The organism is Alteromonas sp. R7 (genome assembly GCF_055755235.1).
The window spans coordinates 319,825-342,780 of the sequence record NZ_JBVTQX010000003.1; the positions used below are offsets into that span (position 1 = coordinate 319,825).

General features: G+C 45.0%; 16 protein-coding genes. 8 read left to right on the forward strand and 8 right to left on the reverse strand.

Annotated elements, in window-relative coordinates:
* Positions 1-488: 488 nt before the first annotated feature.
* Genes recC through recD form a run of 3 tightly spaced genes read left to right on the forward strand, consistent with a single transcriptional unit; the run spans position 489 to position 10,315 of the window.
* Positions 489-4,112 (forward strand): exodeoxyribonuclease V subunit gamma, encoded by a 3,624-nt coding sequence (gene recC, locus AC0J2X_RS07090; protein WP_472995898.1) that lies wholly within the window; start codon positions 489-491, stop codon positions 4,110-4,112.
* Complete coding sequence (gene recB / locus AC0J2X_RS07095; protein ID WP_472995899.1) at positions 4,109-8,074, forward strand: exodeoxyribonuclease V subunit beta; 3,966 nt, start codon at positions 4,109-4,111, stop codon at positions 8,072-8,074. The genes recC and recB overlap by 4 nt, the downstream gene beginning before the upstream one ends.
* A gap of 33 nt (positions 8,075-8,107) precedes the next feature.
* The gene (gene recD / locus AC0J2X_RS07100; RefSeq protein WP_472995900.1) at positions 8,108-10,315 is read left to right on the forward strand and encodes an exodeoxyribonuclease V subunit alpha; all 2,208 of its coding nucleotides are present in this window, start codon (positions 8,108-8,110) and stop codon (positions 10,313-10,315) included.
* A 55-nt stretch (positions 10,316-10,370) separates the two neighbouring features.
* On the opposite strand, the gene AC0J2X_RS07105 is transcribed toward recD, so the two are convergent.
* Complete coding sequence (locus tag AC0J2X_RS07105; protein WP_014949801.1) at positions 10,371-10,778, reverse strand: hypothetical protein; 408 nt, start codon at positions 10,776-10,778, stop codon at positions 10,371-10,373.
* 107 nt (positions 10,779-10,885) lie between these two features.
* On the reverse strand, positions 10,886-12,313 hold the full coding sequence (locus tag AC0J2X_RS07110; protein WP_156078486.1) for an aminotransferase-like domain-containing protein: 1,428 nt from the start codon (positions 12,311-12,313) through the stop codon (positions 10,886-10,888).
* 259 nt (positions 12,314-12,572) lie between these two features.
* Between AC0J2X_RS07110 and AC0J2X_RS07115 the strand changes: the two genes are divergently transcribed.
* From AC0J2X_RS07115 to AC0J2X_RS07130, 4 genes are all read left to right on the forward strand, one after another.
* Positions 12,573-13,193: a LysE family translocator gene (locus AC0J2X_RS07115; protein ID WP_014949799.1), complete on the forward strand. Its 621-nt coding sequence runs from the start codon at positions 12,573-12,575 to the stop codon at positions 13,191-13,193.
* An 85-nt stretch (positions 13,194-13,278) separates the two neighbouring features.
* Positions 13,279-13,617, forward strand: a complete 339-nt coding sequence (locus tag AC0J2X_RS07120) for a nuclear transport factor 2 family protein (protein ID WP_014949798.1) — start codon at positions 13,279-13,281, stop codon at positions 13,615-13,617.
* Positions 13,618-13,656: 39 nt separating this feature from the next.
* A complete protein-coding gene (locus tag AC0J2X_RS07125) occupies positions 13,657-14,037 on the forward strand; it encodes a VOC family protein (RefSeq protein ID WP_014949797.1) in 381 nt (126 codons plus the stop codon).
* A gap of 37 nt (positions 14,038-14,074) precedes the next feature.
* Positions 14,075-14,410: a hypothetical protein gene (locus AC0J2X_RS07130; RefSeq protein ID WP_156078485.1), complete on the forward strand. Its 336-nt coding sequence runs from the start codon at positions 14,075-14,077 to the stop codon at positions 14,408-14,410.
* 16 nt (positions 14,411-14,426) lie between these two features.
* Here the strand turns inward: AC0J2X_RS07130 and AC0J2X_RS07135 are convergent, their stop codons facing one another.
* From AC0J2X_RS07135 to AC0J2X_RS07145, 3 genes are all read right to left on the reverse strand, one after another.
* Positions 14,427-15,026: a DNA-3-methyladenine glycosylase gene (locus AC0J2X_RS07135; RefSeq protein WP_156078484.1), complete on the reverse strand. Its 600-nt coding sequence runs from the start codon at positions 15,024-15,026 to the stop codon at positions 14,427-14,429.
* Between the two features lie 28 nt (positions 15,027-15,054).
* The gene (locus tag AC0J2X_RS07140) at positions 15,055-15,273 is read right to left on the reverse strand and encodes a hypervirulence associated TUDOR domain-containing protein (protein ID WP_014949794.1); all 219 of its coding nucleotides are present in this window, start codon (positions 15,271-15,273) and stop codon (positions 15,055-15,057) included.
* Between the two features lie 119 nt (positions 15,274-15,392).
* A complete protein-coding gene (locus AC0J2X_RS07145) occupies positions 15,393-16,277 on the reverse strand; it encodes an EamA family transporter (protein ID WP_039225402.1) in 885 nt (294 codons plus the stop codon).
* Positions 16,278-16,524: 247 nt separating this feature from the next.
* Here AC0J2X_RS07145 and AC0J2X_RS07150 point away from each other — a divergent pair, with 247 nt between their 5' ends.
* Entirely contained in the window at positions 16,525-16,974 is a 450-nt protein-coding gene (locus AC0J2X_RS07150) for a GyrI-like domain-containing protein (protein WP_472995901.1), read from the forward strand.
* 73 nt (positions 16,975-17,047) lie between these two features.
* Here the strand turns inward: AC0J2X_RS07150 and AC0J2X_RS07155 are convergent, their stop codons facing one another.
* The 3 genes from AC0J2X_RS07155 to AC0J2X_RS07165 form a co-directional block, all read right to left on the reverse strand.
* Positions 17,048-19,888, reverse strand: coding sequence for a TonB-dependent receptor domain-containing protein (locus AC0J2X_RS07155; RefSeq protein WP_472995902.1), 2,841 nt, complete (start codon positions 19,886-19,888; stop codon positions 17,048-17,050).
* Positions 19,889-20,616: 728 nt separating this feature from the next.
* Complete coding sequence (locus AC0J2X_RS07160) at positions 20,617-21,657, reverse strand: methionine synthase (protein ID WP_014976785.1); 1,041 nt, start codon at positions 21,655-21,657, stop codon at positions 20,617-20,619.
* 125 nt (positions 21,658-21,782) lie between these two features.
* Positions 21,783-22,757, reverse strand: a complete 975-nt coding sequence (locus AC0J2X_RS07165) for a DUF1852 domain-containing protein (protein ID WP_014949789.1) — start codon at positions 22,755-22,757, stop codon at positions 21,783-21,785.
* Positions 22,758-22,956 lie beyond the last annotated feature (199 nt).

Below are 22,956 nucleotides of genomic sequence, written 5' to 3' on the forward strand. Positions count from 1 at the left end.
GTAAAACTATGACTTATTGGTCATGTTTTCTACTTTTATTTAAGTTGTTGATATTTAAGGTTTAAAAAGTTGGCATTCAACCTGCAAAACATAAATCGTTAACAGTGCTGCTCAGTAGCGCTAACGTGAATGAGTGCCAGGCAACGCTTATTCACGTTGTTACTGAGTAGACCGTAAACCTTACCCATACAGATTTTTCGTGTCCTGAGGTCTGTGTGGGTTTTTTTTGTCTGAAAATCGCCCACACACGCTTCTTTGTACTCATTTACTGCGCCAGATCCCTCTATCACTTTGCTTAGAACTCTCCGGGTATTGATTTCGCCATGCCCCCAGTATTTGTTTTATTATCATAAGACATTTGCTTATCTAAATTTTGGAGAAATAACTTAACTACTGAGCCCAATGCGATACACTAAATTATAAGGTCGACGATACCTGTACAGTCTTTGCACAGTATCTAAAAGCACGTTCTACAAAGGATTTTTCGATTGCTTGCGCTATATCCCTCTAATAAATTAGAACACTTAAGTTTTCTTCTCACCACGCTTTTACGTCAGCAGCCCATGGGTGTATTTACGCCAGAAACCATCTTGGTTGAAAGCCCGGGAATGCAGCACTGGGTCAGCATGCAGCTTGCCACAGAACACGGCGTGGCAATGAATATTGATTACCCTTTACCAGTACGCTTTATGTGGAATACCGCACGTACCGTACTTGGACAGGACAAAGTACCCAAGCAATCTCCCTATCGTCGTGAAGTACTGACATGGCGAATCGACAATATTCTCCAAGATGGCTCGCTGATGAGCGCAGAAGCCTTCGAGCAAGTTAACCGGTATTGGCAAAATGCAGGAAGTGAACAAGAGCAGGGGTTACAGCGCCTTCAGCTAGCTACCGCTCTGGCCGATGTGTACGAGCAATACTTGTTGTACCGCCCGGACTGGTTGTTTAAATGGGAAGCTAACGAACGCGCTGTATTTGATGACATGGAGATATGGCAAAGCGAAATTTGGCGCATATTGGTCAAAGAGCAACCGCTGCATCCTGCACGTTTGCATCAAATGACCTTAGAGGCGTTGGAAGCTGGTCATTTACCAAGCGAGCCAACGAACAAGTTGCCTGATCGTGTGATAGTGTTTGCTATTAATACTATGGCCCCACAGCTTATCGCATTTTTTGACGCCCTCGCGCAGCACATTAATATTCATATATTTCATTTAAATCCTAGCGTTAATTATTGGGGGGAAGCGAAAAGCAGTAGCGAACAGGCGAAATTATTGCGGTTAGAAGGCCTTAAAAAATGGATGGAAGAAGATCAGTCAAACCCGCTGCTTGGCAACTTAGGTAAACAGGGCAGAGAGCTATTCAACTTACTCACTGAACTGGATACCTTTGAGATTAGTGCGTTTGATTCACCGGATTTTGAAGAAACAAACGATAACGCTGGCAGCGACAATGCTCGTGGTCTACTCGAGTATATTCACAAGGATATCTTGCAGGCCGCTCAACCGAAGCCACTTGCTCATGATTTAAGAGAAAAAGACGATAGCGTTACTATCATGTGTACCCATTCCGCACTTCGCGAAGTGCAGGTATTACACGACCACTTGTTACACTGGTTATCTCAAGACAAAACCCGCACCCCATCAGATATTCTTGTGATGTGTCCCGCCATAGAAAACTACGCGCCCTTTGTTGATGCTGTATTTCACAGAATAGGTACTAAGGCTTTGGCTGGCAGTGGGCAGGTTAGGCTTCCTTGTACCATTGCAGATAGAAGTCCAATGGATGCAGAGCCGTTGATTGCGGCATTTATGGCGCTGTTACAGCTGCCCGATAGCCGTTTTGGTGTGTCGGACATTATGGATTATCTGCAGCTAGATTCAGTGCAAAAGCGTTTCTCAGTATCCCAAGATGATATAGAGCAAATGGTGGTATGGCTAAAACAAGCTCATATTCATTGGGGTCTTAATAGTGCCCATAAAACGGCCGTTTCAGAAGGCGTTGATCTAGACGACACTTACAGCTGGTGGTGGGGAATTCGCCGGTTACTTATGGGCATGCTGGCACCAGATAGTGAAGTCATTGTTAGTGACTTACTTACTATTCCCGACGTTGAAGGACAAAGTGCGCTTACGCTAGGCAAGCTTATTGACGTTGTGGCGCTGTTGGGTGAGTTTGCCCAAGTATTAACAGCCCCAAGGACGGCCGCGCAGTGGTCTAAAGCCTTAATATCGCTTAGAGATACGTGTTTTATGCCGATAAAAGAGCAGCAGCAAAGTTGGGATCTTATTGCCAAAGTTGCTGCCGATCTTGCTGCACGGTGCGAAGAGGCAGGTTATGAACACGAACTCACCCTTCGTCAGGTTCGCGACCTGCTACTCAATCGATTCTCGTCGCCAGATGCTGGTAACCACTTTATGACCGGTCAGGTTACGGTATGTTCAATGCTGCCCATGCGAAGCATACCGTTTAAAAAAGTGTGCATTTTGGGCCTGAACGACAGTGAATTCCCCAGAAAATCAAGCCCACTTGGCCTCGATTTAATGGCAGGTGCTGGCCGCCAAATTGGTGACCGCTCACGGCGTTTGGAAGACAGGTATTTATTCCTAGAAGCCATTATTTCCACCAGAGACAGCTTATATTTAAGTTACCAAGGGAACGACGTTACCAATAACAGTGAGCGGCAACCCAGTCTAGTATTGGCTGAGTTCATGGATATGTTAGCAAACAGCTACGCGCTGGATTTATCAAAGTACAGCGTTAACGCGCCGCTACACCCGTTCAGTGAAGAGGGGTTCACGGGAACCTTGCCGAGCTACGAAACAGGGTGGTTACGGTTAGCTGACGCGTTACAAAAAACGAAATTAAATACCGATGAAGCAGATAATGACTCTACCAATGATGCGGATACGGCAACGTTAGCGCCATCATCTGACGCACTATCAACGCAATCGCTTCGTTTATCAGGTATTCAAATTGCGAGAGCTTTCAAAGATCCGCTGGAGTATTTTTCCGTACAACGGCTGGGTGTGAATCTGTCCCAGTCGTTTACGCTACTTGAAAATAGCGAGCCGTTTGAAACCAATGCGCTGCTGCGCTACCAAGTGCTCGACGCTATCTTTTCGTCTGCAGAGCGCGTTGCGCCAGAGAAAGATGATGTCACCTCTCTTTCCTATAGCGAAAAAGTGATCACTTTTGCGTCGCTTAGAGGGGATATTCCCAATAACCCCGTTGCCAGAGATGAAGTTGACATGTGGAAAGAAGGGGCATTGGCATTAAGTCAGGCAATGGGCCCTCACGACGCGGAGCCTAAGAAAGCGCACTTTCAAGGCAAATACATCACCTTTACTTCATCGGCTTTATTAGGCAGTGACGCGCTAGTCGAGCTTTGTGCAGGCAAGATTGACGCACATCGCGCTTTGGGTTTCTTCATCTCACAATTAGTTTTTTCAAGTAGCGATGAAGAAACCAGCTACAGCAACTATCCGCTGGATATCTATTCGTGTGCCTGGGAAAAGGGCGAAACCATTTTGAAAAAGCAGCGCTTCCCCGCTTACGACCGGGAAACTGCTGTGCGTTTACTTTTGTTTATTGAACAGCTTTATATGGCAGTTTACACGGCGCCGACACCTATTCATTTAAGTTTGTTCGGTACTTTTATGCCCGGAACCAGAAATTCAGACACTAAGCCTGTAGTGGAAAGCATAAAGCCTGAGATGATTACCGACATTCTGCATGCGTTACTAGAGAGTGCGGACGGGACTAGTGAAACCGACAAAGCGATACTTAGCCAAGTACAACATGCAATTGACGAGATGTGCCCGTTCACTGATAAAGACAACGCTGTAGCTAGCGAAACGACAAATGAAAAACATGAAAAAGCGAAACAGGCGGTGGATCAAGCCGCTGCACTTTTTAACACGATAGAGTTACAGCGAGCATTAACCGACTGGCAGCAAAGTAGCGGGCAGTTCAGCGCCGATATGGCAAGCAACCCTTACTTAAATTGGTTGTTTCCTCAGGGCGTGAGTTGGAATGATATACCGCATTTAAGTGCTTTTGTGCTGCTCGCCATGGTCAACAATGCGTCTCAGGAGGAGAAGCTATGAGTTACAACCCTACATCCTCTGATAACCCTATAGACGAACAATCTCAGCCGCAAACCGACGACCACAGCGGCACTGAAGCGCAATTACTCGATGTAGTCGCTATGCCGTTTAAAGGGCGCCACCTTATTGAGGCCAGCGCTGGTACAGGTAAAACCTTTAATATTACGCGCTTGTATCTGCGTCTATTGCTTGAAAAAAAGCTTACCGTCAAAGAAATATTGGTGATGACTTTCACCAAAGCCGCGACCGAAGAAATAAAGGGGCGTATTGCGGCAACACTAAGAGAAGCCCTCCTTATTTGGCAGCAAGCCAAAGATAACGGCAATGAAATAGACAGTGGCTGTGACCCAGTTTATCAGTATTTATTTAATAGCTGTGATATTGACGAGAGTTTGGCACTTTTAAAAGCGGCGCAGCTGGAGCTTGATGAAGCCTCGGTGTTTACTATTCACGGCTTTTGTCAGCATGTTATTACCCAATTAGCATTTAACAGCGGCTTTGCCATGTCGCTTAATTTGGGCAATGACACCAGCGACTTATACCTTGAAGCTGCCGAAGACTTCATTCGAAAAATTAGCAAAAGTGAGGACGAGTTTAGGCTACTGGCAGAGTCTGGCTGGCATACACCTGAAAAACTGCTGCGAGAGTTTAACGCCAGCATTAAAAGTACTCTGACCCCAATATTGCTTAGTGAAGAGGATATTGAGGCGGCGTGTAAAAAGCAGCTAGATGAAGCGCCGCACACGTCTTTAGCCTATGTGAAGTCTCTACTTCAAAGCGTAGAGGATAATGAAGGGCTATTGGTAGAACAGCTCATCAAAACACCGGCCCATAAAAAAGAGCGGCCTCAGGAATTGACTGCACTTAAAGCTTGGTTGCGTTCTTGCGTGGATGAACAAAGTTATTATCTTCCGCCGCCCGAAGCGGAAGCCTTTGTTAAAGGTAACCGATATGCGCGAAATTCATCTGGTGTAAAAGAGATCTTAACGCCTATAAAAGATTTTGCAGGGGCGCTTAAAAAAGCATTTAGTGAGAAAGACAAAGCGTTTGGTAAGGTGCCTGTATTCAAGCTGGTGGTTGAAGCTATTTCGTTCATCAAATCCCGCGTTGAAAAGCAGAAAAAACAGCTTGGCGTTATCGACTTCGACGATCTTATTCGCATGCTCGCCGACGAAGTGGTGAAGCCGAACAATACCCTAGTGCCTGAGCTTCGCAAAAAATTTCCCGTAGCGCTTATCGACGAATTTCAAGATACCGATGCAAAGCAGTACGCGATTTTAGACGCAGTTTATCCTAATCTTGAGAATGCTAACGAAAGTGCGTTATTAATGATAGGTGACCCCAAGCAGGCGATTTATCGCTTTCGCGGTGGCGATATTTTTACCTATTTAAAAGCGGGTAGGCAGGCAGATTACCGCTGGGTGATGAATACCAACTGGCGCTCGGTAGAGGGAATGGTTAAGGCCTATAATCGGTTATTTTATGGTGCGCCTGTGGCATCAAATAAACCCACCGACGTGTTTGGCTTTGACATCAAATACAACCCTGTGGAATTTACGCCTAAAGCGGCCGCGGCAAAAACGCCACTTATCGATCCTGCCGAACAAGACAATGTAATGAAAAGTGCTGTAATGAAGAGCGGTGTAATGGAAAGTGCTGTAACGAAACGCAGCGCAATGAACTACGTTAGCATGTGTTTGGACGACAAAGAAAACGCCCACATTATGCGCCGCAAAATGGCTCAATGGATTGCGCAGGAGATTTACCGCTTATTGAACGAAGCGCACTTCCAAACCGCCAATGGTGGCACTGCGCCGGTGAAGCCTCAGGATATCGCTATCTTGGTGAAAGACAGGACCGAAGCTGGCGCTATCAAAAGTGTACTGCAGCAAAAAGGCTTGGCATGTGTTTATTTAAGCGATCGCAGTAACTTATTTGCCAGTGCCGAAGCCAAAGATGTACTGCGGTTACTCAACGGTATTTGGCATGCTAACGACACCAGTAAAGTGGCGTCGAGCTTGGCGTCACCGCTTTGGGGTTATAGTGCCCAATCACTTATTGAACTGTTGTACCATGAAGATGACGCGCAGTGGGATGCGGCTATCGACAAGGTATTGTCGCTGCGCGATATGTGGCTGCAAAAAGGGTGCATGAGTGTGCTGCTGTATTTAATGCAAGATAGCTATCAACCTCATGCTGACAGCGTGGAACGCGCCCTTACTAACTATCAACACCTAGCCGAAGTGCTGGAAAAAGCTAGCACTACTCACCAGCGCCCAGAGCAGCTACTCGACTGGTTGAATAAGCAAATTCATAAGCCTGAAAGCGATGAAGAGCTTACTTTGCGCCTTGAAAGTGACAGCCAACTTATTCGACTTATTACTCAGCACGGCTCGAAAGGGCTAGAGTACCCCATCGTGTTTGTTCCTTTTGCCACCGGCTACAGAGACGCCGCTAAAAACGGCAACACTACGTCGCAAATATTTACTTATTACGACGAAGAAAAACAAGATTTGCAAATGCAGCTTGGGCAGACGCCACAGGCGATAGCTCGCGTTCAAAGTGAGAGTGAAGCGGAAGACATGCGACTGGCCTATGTGGCGGTAACACGAGCTGCCCATCGCTGTTACATGGGCGTTGTACCGCTGACTAACAATGAAAGAAGCGCATTAGCACGAGCACTTGGTGTAGGTGGCGATGGCAGCAACAACGATTGGTCAAGTGTGTTAAACCGTGTTGCTGAAGAAGAAGCGTCCCATGCCTGCCATATCGACGGTGATGAGTTTGAGGAAGTGTATACTGGCTTTGAACAAGAAGATGAGTTACCTCAGCTTACCGCGTTGCAATTTACTGGCACGGCAAGCGAAGAATGGCGACTGTATTCATTCTCAGCAATGAGCCGTTTAACCACGGTTGGTGCTAACCAAAGCGTTGAAACAGGCACAGCAGCAGAGAGCGGCGCATCAACAGAGCCATTGAGTCAAACCCTTCCTAGTGTGCCCGTACTTCAAACCATTCGAGATGAAGAAGTGTATGCAAGCGACACTCTTGTGGGTGAGATGGGCTCAATTGATGCAGACATCAATTCCTCGGCAGGTATTGAAAGTACGATAAGTAAAAATGATCTGCGTTTTACCCTCGAAAAAGGTGCGAGCGCAGGTAATTTACTTCACGATATTCTAGAGCACAGTGACTTTAGTGCGCCCGATTGGGAAGAAACGGGTAAGGAACTGGTTAACCGCTTCGGGTTAGATGAAAAGCGAACGCCGCTACTCTATGAATGGTTAGAAGAAGCGCTACAGACGCCTCTGTATCCCAATATGCAGCTAAGTATGAGTGATTTGCCCTTAGCGCAAACCCTGCGCGAAGCCGAATTCTATTTTCCAATGAACGACACGCAATGGACTCAGCTTCGTGAAGTACTCGCGACTCATCGAAAAAACGTGGCTGACGTTATTGGTGGTGAAGTGGAAACAGCGCCACAACTTATTACTGCAAAATTACAGGGAATGATGCACGGGTTTATTGACTTGATTTTTGAGCATGACGGTCAGTTTTATGTGGCAGACTACAAGTCAACCTGGCTTGGCGATACTCTAGATAGCTACACGCCAACAGCGCTGTTTCATAACAACCAGCATCACCTTTACGACCTTCAGTACTTAATTTACTGCTTGGCGCTACATCGCTATTTAAAGAATACGCTGCCTAACTACGACCCAGATATGCATTTTGGTGGTGTGTATTACTTGTATCTACGCGGTATGCACCCAGAAAACGAGCGCGGGGAAGGGGTATTTTATACTGATGTTCCATCGTCTGTACTCAACCGATTAGACGGGATATTTGCGAGCAAAGACGATGCCCAGCAAGGCGATAGTTCTTCGAATGCTGGCAGCTCTCACCAGCCTTTGGAACAAACGTCTTCGGGTCAGCAGCAGTTTAGTTTCGATGACGAGTAGTCAACATCATAGAGGCTAAAGCAAAGGAAAATAATGAAAAGCAATCAACACTCTGTACCGTCATTTTTTGATAACTTGTTTGGCATCGAGGCGATCGACAAATTTGTCGCAAAAGAATTTGGCTTTATTGATGAACTGGAGCAAGAAGAACAGTTTATTTGGGCTGGGATCTTAGCATACTTGTCGTATATGCAGCGCAATGGCCACAGCTGTATCTATCTAAGAGACATAGCGGGTACGACGCTTTTTAAAGAGGTAGTAGCAGAACAAGAAGCAGTCTTGGCGGCCGAAACAAATGTGCATAGCAATAACGGAGCGGTTGGGGCATCTAAGTCGCCGGTAGAACAAACAGAGCAGGAAAAAGCGCCCAAAGCAGGTGTTGACGTGCCACAACTAACACCGTTACTTAGAATTGTAAAAAGCGCGCTGAGTAACGAGCAGGTGGCTCAACTGTTTGTCTATAGCAACGGCAAGCTGTACAGCCGTCGCTACTATGAATTTGAACAAGAAGTAGCACGAAATGTTGTAAAACGAGCGGCGCTTACGCCGTTAAGTGATGAAGCTAGCGAAAAAGTAAAGCAACTTTGGCCCGCAATCTTTCCTACCGAAACAACCGATCGGCAAGATTGGCAGCAAATAGCGGTGGCGAAAAGCCTAATGCAGCGCTTTTGCGTTATAAACGGTGGGCCAGGAACAGGTAAAACCTATACTGTATTGCGCTTATTACTGGCGCTACAGGCTTGCGATGAAAACTTAAAAATTGTGCTGGCAGCGCCTACAGGTAAAGCGCAACAGCGTATGACCGAATCTATCATGAACAGCATAGACGGGCTTCGCGGCAAGTTGGACGACACAGTGCTTAACAACGTGCCTACCGATGCTGTGACGCTACATAGATTACTAGGATTGCGCGAGCACGGTGTATCGACTAAGTTCAATCAGCACAATCAATTGGCAGCAGATGTACTCATTGTCGATGAAGCAAGTATGGTCGACTTAGCGCTAATGACGCGCATCGTACGAGCGTTACCAGACCATGCGCGACTCTATTTTATCGGTGATGCCGATCAGCTTCCAGCAGTTGAGCTTGGCAACGTGTTAGAGCAGCTAGTTAGTACCGAGGCAGCAAGTTTTGACGAAAATGCGAATGTGCCAAATGGTACAAATAGCTTAAACAGCAATGACAACGCGTTTTCTTTAGGTGGCGTGCCATCGTTAATGCGTCAGCACATCGCTACGCTGTGCCCGCATTTGCCTCTGTTACCTGTTGATGAGCAGGCAAAAAGCTATGTAGCAACTCTGCAAGCACCGCAGCGCTTCAAAGGGCAGGTGGCAAAAGTTGCAACGGCCATACAGCGAGGTGATGCAAGCGGTGCACTTGCCGCTATTACCGACAAGGCTAGTGACAATGATGAAACTGCTGGCCTCAACTCAAATATCGATTCAACTCTTGTTTCAAAGACTGCATCACGCCTACAATCTGGCGTTCACCTATGGCCAGAGCACCAGGTTAGCGGCCGTGTTTTACACCAGTTGGCCAAAGAAAGCTTCCTGCCTATTTTTGATGCTGGCAGTGCCGAAGAGGCGCTTAATCGTCTGAATGTGGTTAGGTGGCTAACCCCGGTCCGCAAGGGCGGAATGGGCGTAGAAGGCCTGAATAATTTGGTGTTCGATGCTATCAAGCACAAAATCAGAAAGCGGGAAGGCCATTTCTATCAAGGTCAGCCCATTATGATTGTAAAGAATCATCATCCTCAACGACTATCAAACGGTGAGGTTGGTGTAATCTGGCCTGACAGCAAAGGAAAGCTATATGCGTGGTTTTACCAGGATAGCCAAGCTTCGGGTCAAAACGGTTCAAGTCAGAAAGCTTCGGCAAATGCGGGAGACAGTGCTGACAATACGCTAGAGCAAAAGCAAGCGTTGCGCAGCATATCGCTATCAAGAGTACCGCAGTTTGAAACTGTGTACGCCATGACCATACATAAATCTCAGGGCTCTGAGTTTAATCATGTTGTGCTTATTTTACCTAAGCCTGATAGCGAAAAAGCCGCCAACTTATTTCATCGAGGCCTAGTGTACACAGGGTTAACCCGTGCTAAAGACGGCTGCTTAATCATCTCTGACACCGCTACATTTAGCCACATGGTTCAACGGGTGGATAAGCGTTATTCCGGGCTGTCTGAAGCGATTAGCCTGCACCTAGAGAGCACATCAAACGCCACCACAGAAATTGAATAAAATAAAATGTACTCTGACCCCAAAAATTTTGGGGTCAGAGTACATTTCTGTGTGGTTATTTTACTGGCGTAAAAAGGCACAGGCCGCGTTTGTTAATATCAATTGGGGTTTTGCTGATTAGATAAATGCGAGTGGGGGCAGTTACACGCAAAATTCCGCCTTCGGCATTTAAAAACTGTGAAGGCAAAAGTACAGACGTGTCTTCACTTTCTGAATTGTCGGTCTCGGCTTTCACGGCAAAGTGTGACAAACCGCAGTGATCCAGCCAACCTAATATATTATCTGGCGTTGCCACAAAATTATCGTGCCTCAATACGCTGCTATGTAGCGTAATATTCGCACCGAAGACGGGCTTATTCTCTATCGCCATTTGCGTGTTAGGCTTTAAATGCAGACGGTATAGTCCGTGTGCTTCAGGCACAATGTCATCATTCGCATCTGTATTATTCACTAACGTAAGCATACAAAGTTTCACAGGTTAGTTTGGATGGTTTTATTTTGGTGGACTTACGGCTAGCCTGCGTTGATGTGGATCAACTGCCTTTGGGTTTACGCACTTTGTATAAAAAATTAGGCTTCTTGTGCAACAAGCATCTCACCAAGACGCTGAATAGCTTCGGTGCGTGCAGCCTGCGTACTATCAATGAAATTAAAACGCAGGCAATGTCGATACTTACCTGTTGCCGAAAATAGTTGCCCTGGCGCGACATAAATTCCTTTTCGCTTGGCTTCGTCAGCCAGCTTCACGGAGTCATAACGGCTGTTTAGCTCTACCCAAAGCACATAGCCCCCTTGAGGGTAGCTAATACAGGTGTCGGCGGGAAAGTAACGCTTAATGTCTGAACGTAGTGCGTCTCGTGCACTTAGGTAATGGTGACGCATAGCCCGAATATGTTTGTCATAACCGCCTTGCTCAATGAAACTGGCTATAGCTAATTGGGGTAGAGTAGGGCACATAGAGCTACTGACATATTTAACGTGGAGCACTTTATTTCTATAGCTTCCCGGCGCTATCCAACCCACGCGAAAACCAGGCGCTAGCGTTTTTGAAAACGAGGAGCACAGTAAAACGCGCCCATCTTTATCGAACGATTTAATGGTTTTTGGACGAGGGTAGGCGTAGGCAATATCGCCGTAAATGTCGTCCTCTATAATGGCTACGTCGTACTCTCTGGCCAATTCATATAACGCTTTCTTTTTCGCCTCAGGCATAACAAATCCTTGAGGGTTATTTACCGTTGGGGCGACTAAAATAGTCTTGATCGGCCATTGGTCAAGCGCTAGCTTTAATGCCTCTAAACTTAGTCCTGTTTCAGAGTCGGTGGGGATCTCTAACGCTTTTAATTCAGCGCCTTTTATAGCTTGCATAGCACCGTAGAATCCGGGGGATTCTACCGCTATCACATCGCCGGCGCTCGCCACTGCGCGAAGGCACACAGATAAGGCTTCCTGGCAGCCAGAAGTTACAATGAATTCGTCGCTTTGCAACACACAGCCAGATGCTGCGGCCAATCGGCTTAGCTGTTTTCGCAGAGTTTCATCACCTTTTACGTCACCGTATATCATGCCGTCCAAGGCTCGATGTTTGGTGAGTTCATGCAGGCGTTTTATAAGCGGTTTAAGGGTTTTGGCAGTCATGTTGGGCATGGCATGCTGAAACTGGCACAGGGTTTTAGCGTCATGATCTTTATTGAAGGTATTCAGCAAAGTGTCTAGCACATCTTCCCATTGAGACACATCCATAGGGCGTTGCGGAGGCTTCGTCATGCTAGGGGTGTTATCTATTAAGATACTACGGGCGACAAAATAACCTGATTTAGGTTTTGCCTCTACCAGTTGCTGCGCTTCTAACACTCGATATGCTTCCTGCACGGTAGCTATACTTACTTTATGCTCCGTTGACAGCTGCCTAACCGAAGGTAACTTGTTCCCCACCTCAAAAACACCACGCTCGATTTGGGCTTTAAGTTCATTGGCTAATGTTTCGTAAAGCGTCATCGCAATATTTATTCTTATGAAGTTATCTGCATACAGATAACTATATCTTAATTGACAGGAGCTTTTAACCATACAGATTGGTGAAATAACTACCATACAGACGTTACCATGACTAAACTGTATGGCTGTTTTTAAGCGTATTTGGGTATGATGCATACAAAAATATGATTGTATTGTGTTGGTGAAAAACAAGCGTTTGGTTAACCGACCCCTTTCTTTTAAAGAAACGCATTGCTCACCTCAACACATAAGGACTGTCATGGAAACATCTTTACTCATCGCGCTTGCGACATTCGCATTCATCAGTACGGTAACGCCTGGCCCGAATAATATGATGCTATTGGCTTCTGGGGCACAATACGGTTATAAACGTTCGCTGCCGCACATGCTGGGTATTGTAATTGGTGTTGCAGGTCTAATGATAAGCACACTGCTGGGCATTGGTGCGCTGTTCAACATATTTCCCGTACTGTACAGTGTGCTAAAAGTACTTGGCGTGGCATACCTGTTATGGTTAGCATTTAAAATTGCCACTGGTCCCGTAGATGAGCCAGTAGGCCTAGTAGAAAACAAAATTAAATCGACCAAACGCCAAGGGCCGCTCAAGTGGTGGGAAGGGGCATTATTTCAGTTAATTAACCCTAAAGCATGGATGATGGCGTTAGCTAGCGTAGGCACGTTTTCACTGCCTGGCGAGCACTACATTCAATCTGGTATTGCGATTGTTACCGCTTTTGCCGTGATTGGTTTTCCAAGCATCTCGCTTTGGGCAGCGGTAGGCGCAAAAATACGCGTGTGGTTGAGTTCGCCAACTCGAAGACGGCAGTTTAATCTTACAATGGGCGCGGCCACAGCAGCCACGTTATTTTTGATAGTGTAACGGTTATATTAACTGGACGCTGGCGTTTTGGGTGTAAACCGATTGGCTGATGTCTTTTAAAAAACTGATAAAAGGAACACGTAAAATGGAGTGGGTCGAAGTCTTTATTCAATACTTAAGAGCCTATGAACAAAAGGACCTAGACAGTGTTTCCGATATGTTTGCGGATGACATTGCATTAAGGGACTGGAAAATTTCTGTAAAAGGTAAACGGTTAGCCGTTGATGAAACACGTAAGAACTTTGAGAACGCTGATTCGATAGAAATAGATGTGCTGTCTACTATGGCAAACGAGAACATGGTGTGTGGTGAGCTTAAAATTGTAGTGGATAAGTCTGAAACACTGTTTGTTGTTGATGTCTTGAAATTTAATGAAAACGGCAAAATCACCGCTATTCACGCCTATCTAGGACGCGACGATTAAATCTAGCGCAAACAATACAAATACAAGGAGCAGGTCTTCATGGAATTGAACCAAGTTACGTTACCCGTTACCAATATGGTCGAAGCGGTGGAGTTTTACCTTACACTTGGGTTCACTCAAATTGTAGATACACCGCACTATGCCAGATTCACGTGTCCTGAAGGCTCGTCTACTTTTTCGCTCTCTTTAGAAAGCGAAAGTGCTCAAAATCACAGTGTGATCTACTTCGAACACGAGGCGCTAGATGAGCTGTATACCTCTCTTGTGGAAAAAGGTATTCGTTTTGAGCAGCCGCCAACGCAGCAGCGCTACCTTTGGAAAGAGGCCATTTTAAGCGATCCATCTGGCAACAAAATAAAGCTGTACTGGGCAGGAGAGAATAGAGTGAACCCGCCTTGGAAAGTGGAAATAAAGCAGTAGCCATTTGGATAAACTTCAAGAAAAACCGAGAATACCAGTGACAGAACCCCAAATAAGTGTGCACTTTCGCTTAACAAAATTAGATGCCATGCAGGCGTATACGCTAAAACGAGAAATTGAAGGCGCTTACTTTAGTAAGCGTGAAGAATTCGTAGATGAAAAAGGCTCAGGTGCGTTCATTGGCATGGTGCCGTTAAAAGAAAGCCTGTTTGACGAACTCAACGATTACGTTATTCGCCAGCAAATTCAATATGATGACTGCGATATTTATGTTGAATCAAAAATTGCTAACGGTGATATTGCCGTGCCAAGGGTGGTAAACAAATTGCTCAAATACATCGACTGCAAGCTGACTTTCGCTTTTGCGAAGTAGTTTCAATTGAGGTGCGCTACTTAAGCGTGAACCGCCAAGGCAAGGTTGTGTCATCCCGTTCACCTAGCTTACCGGTTTGATCGTCTTTTGCGTAGTCTATGCCGATGCGAGGCGAACTAGTGATATGTTTACTAGCAATGGCATGGTTACTTTCCTCAATCCAAATCAAAGTGTTATTCACTACAGGCTCACCATTAAGCGCAGGTGTTATCGCAAGAGCTTGTGTCAGCTTAGCTGGACCGTCACATAGATTACGCAATGATGTGTTCACGCCGCGACGTTCACGCATTTTGTCTACACCTTCTGTAGGCTTAATTTTTCGGATCAGAACTGAATCAGTGTGGTCAGCGTCATTTGTAACAATATTCAACATACTGTGAGAACCATAAATGGTGTAGATGTAAGCAACGCCGCCTTGCTTTTTAAGTGTTGATATCGAAGAAGGGCGCCGCAACAGGTGTTTTTCCATGGCAAGATCCTGATGACCACGGTAGGCTTCCGTTTCTGTTATCGTTCCCCCGGTTAGTACGCCGTCGACGTTACTAAACAGGAAGTTACCAATGAGCGACTTCGCTATATTGACGACATCGCTATCAGTGAAAAAAGAACGCTGCATTTTTCGTTTAGGTTTATTAATCAACAAATTAAGACGACTTCGTAATTTCGCTGTGAGATTTTAGCACTTTGCTACCGTCGTCCTGTTCAATGAGATATGCTGGGTCGCTGTCGCTAGCCTCTCGTTTTACCGACGAACCCTTAATCGTGCGCTCTACATCATTGGTAAATTTTTCTCTGATATTTCCCGTTGCACTACCGTTTCCCCATTCCCATTCTACTTCTGTGTTTACCGCATAATGTTTCATAATTATTCCCTAAGCCACTAAATCAACTATTAACTTAATTTGTTTAACGAAAAGAATAAGACCTGAGTTCAAAAAGGGGGAAAATAAGGATGGTAAAAAAGTACAGAAGGTTTGAAACCCTAGGAAAGGGTTTCAATTTGTTTTTGTTTGGGTAGTTGTTTTTGCGTAGCTGAACTCCCGGCGGTAGCAATAACGACTAAAGCCACTGCAAACCATTGTGAAAGCGTGAGGGTTTCATCAATAATGATGAACGCCGCTATGGCTGCAACGGCAGGCTCAACACTCATCATAATGCTGAAGGTTTGCTTAGGCATATTGCGCATTGCACTCATTTCTAACGTATACGGGATAGCCGACGAGAATACGCCTACAGCGAACCCGATGAAAATAGCCTGTGGCGAGAGTAAGGCGATACCTTGACTTGCAACGCCAATAGGCACTACACAGATAGCGGCCACTAGCATGCCTAATGTTACCGTAATACCGCCAGAACCTTCGTTGCCTGTTTTGTTTCCAAATACGATATAACCGGCCCAAAACGCTCCGGCTGTAAGGGCAAGAATAACGCCGACGGGATCTAAGCTCTCGGCCGACGCGCCGCCAATATCGGGAAGCAGCAAACAAACGCCTGCAACGGCTAAAATAGCCCAAGCAAAGTCTCTCTTTTTTCTGGCACTAAAAAATGCCACAGCCAATGGTCCGGTGAACTCAAGCGCAACACCTATGCCAAGGGGAATACGCTCAATCGCAAGATAGAAGATGATATTCATTGCGCCTAAGCAAGCGCCGTAGAAAATAACGTTACGCCATCCTTTCGCGCTTAAGCGCGCTCTCCAAGGCCTAAAAATTACTGTTAACACCAACGCGGCGAAAAACGCACGAAGAGCACTGGTGCCTTCAGGGCCAACTATAGGAAAGAGTTGTTTCGCAAACGATGCACCAGACTGTATGGTTACCATCGCCAAAAGCACTGCGACTATGGCAAGTAAAAAACGTTGATTCACAATATATTGCAACCTGGATGAGACAAAACCGGATTATATTTGTTCTAAAACTGAAATGCTCGTTGATAAGGGAAAGTATTGAAAATTAAAAGGTGATAACAGCTAGTTTCATTGTTTTAAACCAATGAGCCTTTTACTTTGCAGTTAGAATACACATAAAAAGTAAGTGAAATAACCAAGATCTGAATGGTGGGCAAAGCACAAGCGTGTATCATGATTATCTCGCACAAATAAATGGAATAAAGACATGGAAATGCGACAACTCTCTTCACCGATAAATATTAAAGGCTTTTCGGTGATTACCAATAATCACACTGAATTCTCACCACTGGGAAAGATACCCACACTTTGGCAAAGGTTTGATAATTCTATAGCTGTTGACTATAAAGGCGGCGAGCGAGTGTATGGCGTGTATTTCAACTACGAATCCGATCATTCCGGTGACTTTTCCGTGTTGGCTGGGTTTGACGGTGACTCAGTGCCCGAACACTTAAAGATTGAGCACATCACTATTCCCGCAGGAAAGTACCTCGTTTTTTCGCGACAAGGTGAAATGCCGCAAATTGCCATTGATGCATGGAGCGATATTTGGCGCTATTTCACAGAAGGAGGTGCCGAGTATGAAAGGACGTTTTCAATAGACTTCGAGCACTATGTGAATGGCAACCATATAGACGTCTATATAGCGATAAAATGACGTCATGTTAACTTTATAATAAAAAAACGGCGCTAATAAGCGCCGTTTTTATCATTGCTCAATATTACGTAAATTACATTTTGTACGCTACGGTAACGTATCCGAAGCGGCCAATGTTGTCGTACGCGCCGTCTATTGAACCCGTGCCTGTCGTGCCTGTCGGTAGCGCACGGTTAAACAGGTTATCAATACCCACGGTTAGGCTAACACCGTTAGCAAAGTTGTAACCCGCGGTCACGTCAGTCACAGCGTATGAAGGCAGTTCCATACGGTTGCTCGGATTTGGGTTACGCGCTAACTCTTGGTTGTCGTAAAGGCTTGAACGTTCTAGGTAGCGAGTTTTCCAGCTTGCTTCCCAATCACCACGGCTATAGTTGATGGTGAATACACCCTGCCAATCAGATTCACCTGCCGTACCTGCGTACTGATAGAATACCTCAGGGTTATCTTGGAATGGGAATTCTTTGCGGTCTTTAAGGTAAGTCGCAATCAAGCTAGTACGGAATGCGCCTTCTAGCGCGTCGAAATCATATCCTAGTTCGAAGTCGATACCCTTGGCTTCTTGACCCGCGATGTTCAATGCATAGCTACGAATCTGAGTGATTTCACCGGTAGTTCCATCACGGTCGATAAGGCCACAGTATACGTTGTTAATACCCGACTCAGAGTCAACACAGCGATCCAATATTGTTTGGCCGTCAATAGACGAAATCGCGTCTGTCAGCTCGATTTCCCAGTAGTCAACAGTAGCGGTAAAGCCTTCAAACCAGCTAGGAGTATAGACAACACCTAGTGTTTTAGAGATTGAGCTCTCCGCTTGCAAGTCGATGTTTCCACCGTTTACGCCCTCTAGCGTTGCTGAGTCGTAATCAGAGTTGAAATCTGCAGGGATACCTAACGCTGCACAGTTTGCAATGCGTTGGTCGGCGTTGGCTAAGTCAGCAAGGTTGTCTGTACGACAAGGATCGTCTACGCGGAAGAAGGTTTGGCTTGCTTCACCATAAAGTTCACCGATGTTCGGCGCGCGTAGTGCAGATGATTTTGTCGCACGTAGACGTAAATCTTCATACACTTTCCAATCTAGACCAAGCTTCCAGCTTTTCGCGTTGCCAATCGAAGAGTAGTTGGCAATACGCGCCGCAGTATCAAATGTCAGCATTTCTACGCCAGGGAGATCGGCAAGTAGTGGAATAGTAACTTCAGTAAATACTTCTGATACATCGTAATCGCCTTTATCTTCACCTAGAGTGTTGAAAAAAGTACCCGCTGCATTATCAGGTTCTTCAATTTCGCTTTTTTCTTTGCGATATTCAACACCGGCTGCAAAGCCAACGTATCCTGCAGGTAATTCATAAATACCAGAGTTTGCGATGGTTGCGCCAGCGTTGTATTGTTCAATTTTGCTTGTGCCAACTGATGTAGTATTGACGTAGTCAATTGCTTCTTGTGAAGGCTGACCAAAGCCCATAATGTTCAACGGTACACAGCCGTCATCACTACCTGACGCACAAACAATGTTTCCATCGCCGTCAGTTATTGCGTTAAGTGCATTCTCGAAGTTTTGCAAAACAAGGTTGTTGCGGTTCTCACGCTCTAATTCAGTTTTGCCGTAGTTTACAAATGCCTCGTAGTTCCACTCGTCACCAATGTAGCCTTCGATACCTAGCACGTAGCGGTAAGTTTCACGCTCGTCTGCTTCGGTGCGGCGCCCTAGGTCAGTCATCATGCGGTTAAGCTGAATGCTGTCTAGTTCATTTTCATCCATATATGCGGCAACGCTATCATCTAGAAAGGCATTGTTACGATAAATGGTTGTCTCTGAGCCGCCATAGAAGAAAGCAGGCTGGCCCATTGTAATTGCACGAGTACGCGCGTACTTAGCCTGTGCATACACTGTGGTGTCGTCGTTTAGCTCGTAGTTACCTTTTACATTTAGGTTAGTACGATCAAACTCAGGCTGAAGCTGCGTAAACTGGCGCAGGTTAAACGAATCACAGTTTGCGCAGAACGCACCGTCTACTTGGTCACCGGTGTAGATTTCGCGAATTGAACCGTCAGCGTTGAAAGTCTGAAAGTTGCCGCCAAAAACGCCAGAGTTGTTTAGTGTGTAGTAGCCCGCATTAGCAGTGTAAAAGTTGTCAGGAAATGCCGTTGAATTTAACTGGTCATCACTGCGCTCGTATCCCATGATGCTTTCAAAGCTCATATTACGATACGACGTTGCAGTCCAAGGGTTGTCAAGGGCCTCTAAAGCTTCTTGTGAGCTGTATTCGGCTGCAAAAGCAATGTTGCCGCGATCATTGTCGAAGTTAAAGCCGTATGATGCTTGGTATTTATCGTTCTTATAACCGTTTTCCTGTGCAAAGCCTTGCGTCGCACTCACGTCGAAACCTTCAATGTTCTTTTTAAGAATGAAGTTAACAACACCAGTTACTGCATCTGCACCATAAACCGCAGAAGCACCGCCAGTAACGATTTCTACGCGCTCAATCCACGAAGTAGGGATGGTGTTGGTATCAACCGCTGCAGAACCTGCTGAAGAAGATACGTGACGTTTACCGTCTACCAATACTAATGTGCGGTCAGTACCCATACCACGTAGGTCAAGAATATTTAGACCAGCAGTTCCAATAAATTGACCTGAATTACCTAATGAGAATGTGTTTGCAAGTGAAGGAAGCTCATTAAGCACCTCACCAATGTTCATCGCACCTGAATTAAGAAGTGACTCACCAGAAATGGCTGTTACTGGTGATGGAGCGATAGCACCCTGACGAGAGATACGAGAACCGGTGACCTGAATTTTTTCAACGTCAGCGCTTTCATTAGTTGAGTCCTGTGCAAGAACGTTGCCTGAGGTCAACGCGACACTTCCTGCTAATGCTAACTGAACTGCAGTTGCAATATTTTTCATGGATTGTTCCTAGTGAATTAGATTTACGTGCTTGTTGTTGGTTAATGCCCTGTAAATAGGCAAGGGCTAGCCAAATTGCATGCGTAGTTTTTACTTATGTCGCAATGGCGCGCATTCTAATTATCTAGTATTAAATAAATCAATTTTTTGCGGTGAATTAAATTCTGGCCATGAAAGAGTTAACTTAATTTTAAAGAATTTATAAATAGTAGGTTTAATTAATATTTTTAATTTTTGTATTAATTATGTTCAATAATTGTTTTTATATTGACCATGTGGTCGAAAAGTGACTTTTTAGAGCGCTTATTGAGCGGTTTTCATCTTGTTTTTCATTTGCTTGGTTAATTTTGAGTTAGAAGGTTTTTGCTCGTATATTGCACTAACTGAGTAAATTTAAACCGTGTGTATTAAAGTTTCTTTTTTTTAACGTGAATAATAGTTGTTTTGTCGCTGTTTTAAATCAGGTAATTGCTAATGTTGCTCATAAGTTAAATATTCGTTGCTTCTCCATGTGTTATATTTTCTCTCTTATTTCTTAATGATGTTTTTAATTATCCTTGATTCTGTGGAAACTATAAATAATGTAAGGGAGTTAAACTTAAATAAGGTCGAATAGATGAGAATAACGCTGATACGGTTTTGAACCGCTAGAAATAAAAAAGCCCACGTTGATGTGGGCTTTAGTGCGCTTTCAAAATGCTCTTGCTTAACAAAAGTTTTGAGGCGTATTAAGCACTGAGCTTCTGAGCTAATTCCTGCCTTACTATTTCAGCGCCAGCGCTGAGCGCCTCAAGCTTGCCTCGAGCAACCTGTCGTGAAAGGGGGGCCATACCACAGTTTGTACAAGGGTAGAGTTTGTCGGCATCCACGTACTTTAATGCTTCACGTAATGTAGCTGCTACTTCTCCTGGTGTCTCTATTGTGTCAGTTGCAACATCAATAGCGCCCACCATCACTTTTTTGCCTTTAAGAAGCGAGATCAGTTCAATGGGTACATGGGAGTTATGGCACTCCAGAGAAACCATATCAATATTAGATTTTGCTAGCTTAGGAAAGCTCTCCTCATATTGTCGCCACTCAGAGCCTAATGTCTTCTTCCAATCGGTATTAGCTTTGATGCCATATCCGTAGCAAATGTGCACCGCAGTTTCGCATTTAAGCCCTTCAATGGCTCTTTCTAATGCGGCAATACCCCATTCATTGACCTCATCGAAAAATACGTTAAACGAAGGTTCATCAAACTGGATAATGTCAACACCAGCAGCCTCAAGCTCCTTTGCCTCTTGGTTTAGTATTTTGGCAAACTCCCACGCAAGTTTTTCGCGACTTTTATAATGGTCGTCGTACAGCGTATCAACCATCGTCATAGGGCCAGGTAACGCCCATTTTATAGGCTGATCGGTTTGGCTCCTTAAGAACTTTGCGTCTTCAACGAACACTGATTTTGGCCGTGTAACAGCATGGGTAACGACAGGTACGCTAGCGTCGTAGCGATTGCGAATACGTACGGTTTTACGGTTTTCAAAATCAACACCGTCAAGGTGCTCAATAAAAGTAGTTACAAAATGCTGACGAGTTTGCTCACCGTCACACATAATATCTATGCCTGATAGGGCTTGTTCCTGAAGCGTAACGCGAAGCGCGTCTTTTTTGCCTTCCTCTAATGCTTCATCTTCTAGCTTCCACGGCGACCACAGGGTTTCAGGCTGTGCAAGCCACGATGGTTTCGGAAGACTGCCTGCAATTGAAGTGGGGAGTAGTTTTTTCATGTGATTCGCTTTCTTCTAATCAATAATTTGTATGGATGCGCGAAGGGCAGAACGTGCTGCCCTTATCATAGTTTTGTAGTCGCAACATGTGCGGTTTGAATATCGCAAGTATCTAAATGAACGGATCAGGCATAGCTTGCTGTGAATTGCGCTAACTTGTGTTGATAAGGCTTTATAAAGTTCTCTTCTACGAACTTGCCTTGTTCAACGGCTAGATGAGTCCGCTCTTCACGGTCATAAACAATGCGAGTCACTGAGTGATCGCTATTTTTCAAGTTTGGTTTGTAGCTTAAACCTGCCTGGGCGTTAGCGTTATAAATCTCAGGGCGATAAATTTTCTGGAAGGTCTCCATCGTAGCAATAGTGCTGATAAGTTCTAAATTGGTGTAGTCGTTTAACAAATCACCAAAGAAATAAAATGCAAAAGGAGCAGCACTGTTTGGTGGCATGAAATAGCGCACGTTTAAGCCCATCTTCTTGAAATACTGTTCAGTTAGTGATGATTCATTAGGCTGATATTCAACGCCTAAAACGGGGTGCTGATTTTCTGTTCGACGGTAGGTTTTATTGTCGGAAACGCTTAAACAAATGACCGGCAGCTTTGAAAAATGTGCTTTATAGGCTTCTGAATTAACGAAATACTTAAACAACTTTCCGTGCAGATCACCAAAATCGGTAGGGACACTGAACGAAGACTGTCCACGATTGTGATTAGATAGACGAACGCTAAAGTCATAATCGCGAACATAAGACGAGAAGTTGTTTCCCACAATACCTTGAGTGCGTTTACCCGTTTTTTTGTCAATTATATTGGTTTGTAAGATTTCGATAGTTGGGAATGTGTTGCCGTTACCCTCAACGTCGATATCTACCGACACAATTTCAAGTTCGACAGCATAGCGATCGCCACTTTCATTATCCCAGCTAGCCAGTGCATTAAAGCGGTTGTTTATCATGCTAAGTGCATCGCGCAAATTTTCTTTGCGGCGTTGACCACGAGCTAAATTGGCGAAGTTGGTGGTGATGCGTGTGTTGTCTGAAGGGCGATAATCTTCATTAAACTGAACGCTGTTAATAGTAAAAGAGAAATCTGTGTTCACGTTGTTGTTCATGAGAATGCGCTTCTATTCCTAAAGTTAAACCGAGTAGTGAGACTGCTGTAAAAGCTATGAACACGTTATACGTTGATTTAACTATGAATAAAAATGACTTATTTTCATTTTATCATGAAATATTGTCATGTATTGGGCGGGCGAAGAGCTAGTCGCCTACTATTGAGGCGGTAGATCTTTACTTGAA